This window comes from Mesorhizobium sp. dw_380 (genome assembly GCF_018588885.1).
Taxonomy (GTDB): domain Bacteria; phylum Pseudomonadota; class Alphaproteobacteria; order Rhizobiales; family Rhizobiaceae; genus Mesorhizobium.
The window spans coordinates 65,164-71,673 of sequence record NZ_JAFFIW010000031.1 but is presented as its reverse complement, the minus strand read 5'-3'; the positions used below and the strand labels follow the sequence as shown (position 1 = coordinate 71,673).

General features: G+C 62.9%; 7 protein-coding genes. All 7 read right to left on the bottom strand.

Annotated elements, in window-relative coordinates:
• Positions 1-18: 18 nt before the first annotated feature.
• Positions 19-621 carry a nucleotidyltransferase family protein gene (locus tag JT360_RS24510; protein ID WP_214474778.1) on the bottom strand — a complete coding sequence of 201 codons (603 nt, stop codon included), beginning with the start codon at positions 619-621 and terminating at the stop codon, positions 19-21.
• A 93-nt stretch (positions 622-714) separates the two neighbouring features.
• Entirely contained in the window at positions 715-3,123 is a 2,409-nt protein-coding gene (gene pheT, locus JT360_RS24505; protein ID WP_214474776.1) for a phenylalanine--tRNA ligase subunit beta, read from the bottom strand.
• On the bottom strand, positions 3,120-3,542 hold the full coding sequence (locus JT360_RS24500; RefSeq protein WP_214474775.1) for a GFA family protein: 423 nt from the start codon (positions 3,540-3,542) through the stop codon (positions 3,120-3,122). The genes pheT and JT360_RS24500 overlap by 4 nt, the downstream gene beginning before the upstream one ends.
• Positions 3,539-4,636, bottom strand: a complete 1,098-nt coding sequence (gene pheS, locus JT360_RS24495) for a phenylalanine--tRNA ligase subunit alpha (RefSeq protein ID WP_214474774.1) — start codon at positions 4,634-4,636, stop codon at positions 3,539-3,541. Before pheS ends, JT360_RS24500 begins: the two co-directional genes overlap by 4 nt.
• 145 nt (positions 4,637-4,781) lie before the next feature.
• Complete coding sequence (rplT, locus tag JT360_RS24490; RefSeq protein ID WP_006201247.1) at positions 4,782-5,183, bottom strand: 50S ribosomal protein L20; 402 nt, start codon at positions 5,181-5,183, stop codon at positions 4,782-4,784.
• A 141-nt stretch (positions 5,184-5,324) separates the two neighbouring features.
• Positions 5,325-5,528: a 50S ribosomal protein L35 gene (gene rpmI / locus JT360_RS24485; RefSeq protein WP_006201248.1), complete on the bottom strand. Its 204-nt coding sequence runs from the start codon at positions 5,526-5,528 to the stop codon at positions 5,325-5,327.
• A gap of 206 nt (positions 5,529-5,734) precedes the next feature.
• Entirely contained in the window at positions 5,735-6,361 is a 627-nt protein-coding gene (locus JT360_RS24480; protein ID WP_214474773.1) for a methyltransferase family protein, read from the bottom strand.
• Positions 6,362-6,510 lie beyond the last annotated feature (149 nt).

Sequence of the window (6,510 nt, the reverse complement as noted above, 5' to 3'; positions counted from 1 at the left end):
ACAAGGGGGAGGGTGAGGTCACCACGCCACCACCGTAATCTCCGGCCAGTTCTCCCTTGCCCGCCCGCCTTTTGTCTCGTGCGTTCGCCGGTTGTCCATCACCCGGTTCGGCGTGATGCGGAACGAGAAGAGATCGTCGAGCCCGAATGGCGCGACCAGCTCCAATTGCCCGTCGGCATCATGGCGCACGCCCACCGCATGCGTCTTCGAGGCGAAATAGCTGATGGACTCGCTGGCGCTCGTGTAGCGCGGGCAGGGCCGTCCGAATTTCTGCGGATACCACAGATGCACCCGCGCCTGGTTGCGCACTTCGACCGGCAGGGCGAGCCCTTCAAAATGCCGCGCGGCCCGGCGAATGACAGTGTCCTCGGCCTCATAGGACAGATCGGTCTCATCGAAATAGAACAGGTCGACATCTTTGATGCCGTATCCAGACGGCTTCCCGGTCAGATGGTTCCAGACGGTGTTGTAGAGCACGCCGGAGACGACCAGCCAATCCGGAAGGTCGAGCGCGCGGGCGCGCTCCAGCGCTTCGCGAACCAGCGCATCTTTCGACACGATGTCGATGAAAGCCGCACGTTGTGCTTCGAACAGGAGCCCGGAATAGCGCAGATGGTCCATCGCCCTTTGGAGGGCGATTCGCCATCGCTCCGCAATCCGTATTCCTGCGCAATTCCGGACGGAAAACCGCTAAGCACTTTTCCTGGAATTGCTTCAGCCGCGCAGCACGCCGCCCGTCTGCTTGCCGACATTCTCGACGATGCGCTTGCCCAGCGCCTCGAAATCCTCGTCGGTCAATGTCTTCTCGACCGGCTGGATCGACACCTCGATGGCGATCGACTTCTTGCCCTCGCCGAGCGACGCGCCCTCGAAGATATCGAAGACCGAAACGCCTGATATCAGCTTCTTGTCGGCGGCAAGCGCGGCACGCACCAGCGTGCCGGCCTCGACGGCTTTGTCGACGACGAAGGCGAAGTCGCGCTTCACCGCCTGGAAGGCGGAGAGCTCCAGCTTCGGCTTGGTTTTCGTCGGCTTTGCCTTCGGCTCCGGTACGGCATCGACGAACACTTCGAAACCGCAGAGCGGTCCGGAGACATCGAGCCCTTCCATCGTCTTCGGATGGAACTCGCCGAACGTGCCGAGCACCGTCTTCGGCCCGAGCTTGATCGTGCCGGAGCGGCCGGGATGATACCAGGCCGGCCCACCGGGCTCGATCTGCAGCCGGTCGACCGGCACGCCGCAGGCTTCGAGCGCCGCGATCGCATCGGCCTTGGCATCGAACACGCCGACCGGGCCGGAATTGCCGGCCCAGTTGCGGCCGGAGCCGTCGAGCTTGGCGGTGCCGCGCCGCACGCCGGCGGCGACCCGTCGCTGCTGGTCGGCGCCGTCGCCCTCATAGGTGCCCGACACTTCGAACAGCGCCACGTCGCCGATGCCCCTGTCGGCATTGCGCTGTGCGGCGGTGATCAGCCCCGGCAGCAGCGATGGCCGCATGTCGGACATGTCGGCGGCGATCGGGTTGGCGAGCTTCAGCGCCGTTTGGCCACCGCCGAACAATTCGGCATGTCTGGCCGGAATGAACGACCAGGTGACGGCCTCCATCATGCCGCGCACGGCAAGCGCGCGTTTGGCGGTACGGGTGCGCACCTGCAGCGTGGTGAGGATTTTTGCGTTGACCGCGTCATGCGCGCCGAGCGGTTGCGGGGCGATGTTGTCAACGCCGTGAATGCGCATCACCTCTTCGACCAGGTCGGCCTTGCCGTCGACATCGGGGCGCCAGGACGGCACGGTAACGTTGACGACATCGCCCGATCCGTCCGGCGTGAAGCCGAGGCGTGAGAGAATGCCCAGGCTTTCCGCTCTGGGGACCTCGATTCCGGTCAGGCGCTTGATGTCCGACAGCGGGAAGGAGACGATCTTGGGCTGGTGGCCGGCATAGCCGGCCACTTCGATCTCCGTCGGCGTGCCGCCGCAGAAATCGAGCACCAGTCTCGTTGCCAGCTCCACGCCGGGGACCATGAATTCGGGATCGACTCCACGCTCGAAACGGTAGCGCGCATCGGTGATGATCCCGAGCGTGCGGCCGGTGCGGGCGGTGGTGATCGGATCCCAAAGCGCCGATTCGATCAGCACGTCAGTGGTGTTCTCGTCGCAGCCGGAATGTTCGCCGCCCATGATGCCGGCGATCGACTCGACGCCGTTGTCATCAGCAATGACGCACATGTCAGGCGTCAGCGCATATTCCCGGCCGTCGAGTGCCAGCACCTTTTCGCCGTCGCGCGCGCGGCGCACGACGAGGTTGCCCGCGACCTTCTTGGCGTCGAACACATGCAGCGGCCGGCCACGGTCGAAGGTGACGTAGTTGGTGATGTCGACCAGCGCGCTGATCGGCCTGAGGCCAATGGCGATCAACCGCTGCTGCAGCCATTTCGGCGACGGGCCGTTCTTCACACCCTTGACCAGATTGAGCGCGAAGCCAGGGCAGAGTTCCGGCGCCTCGATCGTCACCTTGACCGGGCACATGCCGTTGCCGACATGCGGCATGATGGCGCCGCCGACGAGGCGGCCAAGCCCGCTCGCCGCGAGATCCCTGGCGATACCGTAGACGCTGGTGGCGTCAGGCCGGTTCGGCGTCAAATTGATCTCGATGACCGGATCGTCGAGATGCGCGTAAGCAGCGAAGCTGGTGCCGACAGGCGCATCCTCAGGCAAATCGATGATGCCATTGTGCTCGTCGGACAATTCCAGCTCGCGCTCGGAACACATCATGCCATGGCTTTCGACGCCCCTGATCTTGCCGACCGTCAGCGTCACGTCGATGCCGGGCACATAGGTGCCGGGCGCGGCAAAGGCGCCGATCAGGCCCGCGCGGGCGTTCGGCGCTCCGCACACCACTTGCACCGGCGGCTTGCCGTCGCCCGTGTCGACCGTCAGCACGCGCAGCCTGTCGGCATCGGGATGCTGCACCGCCGTCAGTACCCTGGCGATGACGAAGGGTTTCAGGCTCGACTTGTCGTCGACATGCTCGACTTCGAGGCCGATAGAGGTCAGCCGCTCGACGATCTCGTCGAGCGTGGCCTCGGTCTCGAGATGATCCTTGAGCCAGGAAAGGGTGAATTTCATTGGACTGTTCCGTCTGGTCTTTTGACGCTTGTTTTCAGATGTCTCGGCAGGTCGTCGGACATATGCAGGAAGGGAAGCTGCTCGCTGACATAGGCATGCAGCGTCGGCCTGAAATCGGCCGGCATGTCCATGGCGCCGAGCATGAAGTAGATGTCGTCCTCCAGCCGCTCGTCGACATAGGCGATGGGTGAGCCGCAAATGCCGCAGAACGAGCGCGTCACCGGCCCGTTCTCGAACATCTTCAGCGCCTTGCCGGTGAACGCGACCTGGCCGGCGGGGAAGCCGACAAAGGCCGACACCGGCGCGCCGCTCGCCCGCCGGCAATCGCCGCAATGGCAATAGCTGACGTGGTGCGGTTCGGCCGAGGCCTCGAACCGCACGGCGCCGCAGCGGCAGCCGCCGGTGTGGGCGGCTGTCATGCGCTCAAGCCTCCGAACAGCGTCGGCATGTCGAGCGGCCTGAAACCGTAATGCGACAGCCACCGCACATCGGCGTCGAAGAAGGCGCGAAGGTCCGGCATGCCGTATTTCAGCATGGCGATGCGGTCGATGCCCATGCCCCAGGCAAAGCCCTGATATTCGTCGGGATCGAGCCCGCCGGCCTTGAGCACGTTGGGGTGCACCATGCCGCAGCCGAGGATCTCCATCCAGTCGGAGCCTTCGCCGAAGCGCACTTCGCCGGGCCGCGAGCGATCGCACTGGATGTCGACCTCGAGGCTGGGCTCGGTGAACGGGAAGAAGGACGGCCGGAAGCGCATCTTGACCGACGGCACCTCGAAGAACGCCTTGCAGAATTCTTCCAGCACCCACTTCATGTTGGCGACGTTCGCTGTCTTGTCGATCACCAGACCCTCGACCTGATGGAACATCGGCGAGTGGGTGGCGTCGGAATCCTGGCGGTAGGTCTTGCCGGGAATGACGATGCGGATCGGCGGTTTCTGCTTCTCCATGGTGCGGATCTGCACGGGCGAGGTGTGGGTGCGCAAAAGCTTGCGCTCACCCTTCTCGTCCGGCTGGAAGAAGAAGGTGTCGTGCATTTCGCGCGCCGGATGGCCTTCGGGGAAATTCAGCGCGGTGAAATTGTAATAGTCGGTCTCGATATCCGGCCCTTCGGCGATCGCGAAGCCGAGATCACCGAAGATCGCGGCGATCTCGTCGATGACCTGGCTGATCGGGTGGATGCGGCCGCGCTCGGCCGGCGACTGCCGCACAGGCAGAGTCACGTCGACCTTTTCGGCGGCCAGCCGCATGGCGATCGCCACGTCCTTCAGCTCAGCCTTGCGGGCCGTCAGGGCCTCGGTGACGCGGTTCTTCAGCCCGTTGATGGCGGGGCCTTTGAGCTGGCGCTCCTCGGCGGTCATGGCGCCGAGCGTCTTCAGCATCTCGGAGATCGATCCCTTCTTGCCAAGGGCGGCGACGCGCACGGCCTCGATCGCCTGCTCGTCGGCGGCGGCTGCAATATCGGCCAGAAGAGAACTCTCAAGCGTATCCACGCCAGTGGTTGCGTCGTTCACGGTCAAACTCGCTATGTTGGAAATCTGCGCTAACGTGAAAGTCACGTTTAAGTTGATTGTTCAGGCACAAAAAAAGAACCCGCGCCAGCCGTGCCAGCGCGGGTTCCCCAAATCAGAATTGCGAATGCTTGGGAAGCGCTGGTCTTTAAGCGACAGCGCTTTCAAAAGCGTTCGGCGTGGTGTTCTTCAGATATTCGAGCGCCACCTTGGCCTTGGCGACCAGGGCCGCGAAAGCCTGCGGCTCATGGATGGCCATGTCGGACAGGATCTTGCGATCGATCTCGATGCCGGCCTTGTTGAGGCCGTCGATGAAGCGGCCATAGGTCAGGCCGTGCTCGTGGGTCGCGGCGTTGATGCGCTGGATCCACAGCGCGCGGAACGAGCGCTTGCGGTTCTTGCGGTCGCGGTAGGCGTACTGCAGCGACTTTTCCACCGCCTGCTTGGCGATGCGGATGGTGTTCTTGCGGCGACCATAGAAGCCTTTCGCGGCTTTTAGGACCTTCTTGTGCTTGGCGTGCGAGGTGACGCCTCTCTTTACGCGTGCCATGTCATGATCTCCTTAAAAGCAATTCCAGGTGCCTGGCGGCTTCCGTTCGGAATTGCGTAAAACAAATGCGTGTCCGGTCCGAATGATCTTATTTGGTGAATGATGCTTTCCAAAAAGTCTGCAACTTTTTGGCATCATTCCCTAGAGACCGTTCGGCAGAAAATTCTTGATGACCTTCTTGCCATCCGGTTCAGCCAGAACCATCGTGCCGCGGGCATTTCGAATGAACTTGTTGGAACGCTTGATCATGCCGTGACGCTTGCCGGCCGCAGCCGACAGGACTTTACCCGTACCTGTGATCTTGAACCGCTTTTTGGCGGCGGACTTGGTCTTCATCTTGGGCATTTTGCTACTCCGTATTGTTGGCGCAGTATCGCGCTTCTTGTTCGCTTCGGGCCGACCAAAGCCCGAAAAGCAAATGAAACCGCCACGGCATGCCCTGCCGGGCGGTTTTCTTGAACGGCGGTCCTATACGTCAAAGCAGCCGGCTGTGCAACACCCACCGCGCCGCGCGTTCGCTGGATGTCGGGACGCGGGCACTTGATCCTGGATCAGGGCAGCGTGAACCACACCGGCAACATGCCCGACTGCTGGGCGCCGTCGATCAGTTCGAAAGCCGGCAGTGCCACCAGGAACACCAGGCCGTCGAGCAGCGTGGTCAACAGCAGGCGCGGCTTGAAGCTGCCCGTATCACCCTCCTGATAGAGGGAAAGGTTCGGGAAGAAGCGCGGCACGCGCGCCAGATAAGCGGCATAGGGCGCGCCGAGCGCTTCCTTGAGGAATTTCTCCTCGCGCAGGATAACGATATGGAACGCGCCCGCGCACAGCAGCGCGAACAGGATGATGCCGGAGAACGAACCGATCTGCGCGCCGACGCCCGCCGCGGCCACGGTCGAGAACACATAGAGCGGATTGCGTGTGATCGAGTAGGGCCCGCCCGTCACCACCTCGGAGGACTTACGCCCGCCTATATAGAGCGTCGCCCAGAGGCGACCGACAATGCCGAGGAAGATCAACAGCACGCCGAACATCTCGATCGTCTCATGCACCGGCGTGTCGGGCGGGAAGGTCGACTGGCCAAACAGCAGCGCCAAAAACAGCACCACCACCAGCACGGCAAGCACCAGCCTGCGCATCTGCTGGTAGTTGCCCAGCCCGTACTTCAGTTCATTGTCCAAGGGAGGAATCCGATCGTCGAGGAGCCTAATTGCCTGTCACCCAAAAAGTGGCCCCGGTTTGCGAGGACGACACGCATGAAACAAAGCCGGCGATTGCAGCGTCTGGACAAGAAACAGGCGTCCCGCCGATCGCCGGGACGCCCTGTAGC

Coding starts and splice junctions, on each gene's coding strand:
- JT360_RS24510 (WP_214474778.1), bottom strand. CDS start 621: ATGGACCATCTGCGCTATTCCGGGCTCCTGTTCGAAGCACAACGTGCG.
- pheT (WP_214474776.1), bottom strand. CDS start 3,123: ATGAAATTCACCCTTTCCTGGCTCAAGGATCATCTCGAGACCGAGGCC.
- JT360_RS24500 (WP_214474775.1), bottom strand. CDS start 3,542: ATGACAGCCGCCCACACCGGCGGCTGCCGCTGCGGCGCCGTGCGGTTC.
- rplT (WP_006201247.1), bottom strand. CDS start 5,183: ATGGCACGCGTAAAGAGAGGCGTCACCTCGCACGCCAAGCACAAGAAG.
- rpmI (WP_006201248.1), bottom strand. CDS start 5,528: ATGCCCAAGATGAAGACCAAGTCCGCCGCCAAAAAGCGGTTCAAGATC.